The 1,314-nt window shown below is 62.4% G+C and carries 2 pseudogenes; both read right to left on the bottom strand.

Annotation, left to right across the window (positions count from 1 at the left end):
• A pseudogene (locus A3730_RS19720) lies at positions 1-329 on the bottom strand (2-isopropylmalate synthase); the annotation flags it as partial.
• A 133-nt stretch (positions 330-462) separates the two neighbouring features.
• Positions 463-1,314: pseudogene (locus A3730_RS31930) on the bottom strand (DUF3592 domain-containing protein); the annotation flags it as partial.

The raw sequence follows: 1,314 nt of genomic DNA, 5'->3' as shown, positions 1-1,314 counted from the left end.
TGCTGCATGTGGATCGGGCTGGTGGCGATAAAGGTATGGATGCGCCCGGATTCAGCCCCGGCCAGCGCCTCCGCCGCCCGGTCGATATCCGCCGCCTTGGCGCGGGCCAGGGAACAGATAGTGGATTCGCGCACGGTGTCGGCGATGGCCTTCACCGACAGGAAATCCCCCTGGCTGGCGATGGCAAAGCCGGCTTCGATCACATCCACCTGCATGCGCTCCAGAGCCTTGGCGATACGCAGCTTTTCATCCTGGTCCATGGTGGCACCGGGGCTTTGCTCGCCGTCACGCAGAGTAGTATCGAAAATAATCAGGCGCTCTTTGCTCATGGGATCTCTCGCACATTATCGGGGTACTGGATCGCCCCTTTGGCTGCAGGAGCGTGCTTGCACGCGAACCAGGCTGGGCAAGGGTTCGCGTGCAAGCACGCTCCTACATCAAGGATTCAGATTTGCGGACAGTTTACACCAGTCGCAGGGTGCGCAGCACGGCCTCACGTAAGGCGTCCCCCGCTTCGCGCCCGGCAATGCCCTCAGCCAAACGAATCTTTTTGCCATCGATCTCGGCGATCAACGCCATGTACTCGGTCTGGCGGCCATTGCTGGTGCTGCTCATGCCCGTCTTCAGCACCACTTGCTCTGCCCGCAGCAACTGGCCCTTGCGGGTAAACACGGGGATTCCCAGCCAGCGACGCAGGCTGCGCACTTCGCCACCGCGAATCCACACATCCAGCCCCCTGCCCAGGGTGAACACGGTGATCCCCACAATGAGATAGCCGATCAGCCCGAAAATGCTGCCCATGAAGTACAACATAAAGCCTTCGCTGGCGGCGGCGATAAACAGCCCGGTGCCCACGGCGGCGAAAATGCCACCAAACACCAGCAGCGCCAGTTTCATCCCCAGGTGGCGGCCCGGACGGCTTTGCAGATGCAGGCCCTGGCTGGTCTGCTCCACCCGTATCTGCTCATTGGCGGATTCCAGTGCCTCCACCTGCCGCTCGCGCTGGTCGGCCATGACGTGGGACTCCGGCAGCCGGAAACGGCTCTCGCCCTCTCCTGCCACTACCGGGATATCCCAGCTGCGTTTCAGCTTGCGATCTTCAACCATGCCCTCCAGCTCGACTCGCCAGCAGATATAATTGCGACCGCTACCGGATGACGGCGGCTGTTCCGCCGGCACATCGAAACAGAACAGGATATCGCTGCCCTGCTGGGTGGGCTGGCACAGGGCGCGCTGGTCGGTCTGCCAGAGGATGTCTTCCACGGTCTTGCGGTCCTTGCCGCTGCCGCTCTCCCTGCCACGGATGCAGCTCAG

The sequence above is a fragment of the Alcanivorax sp. HI0044 genome (assembly GCF_001634945.1).
This window is presented reverse-complemented; position numbering and strand designations above follow the sequence as displayed.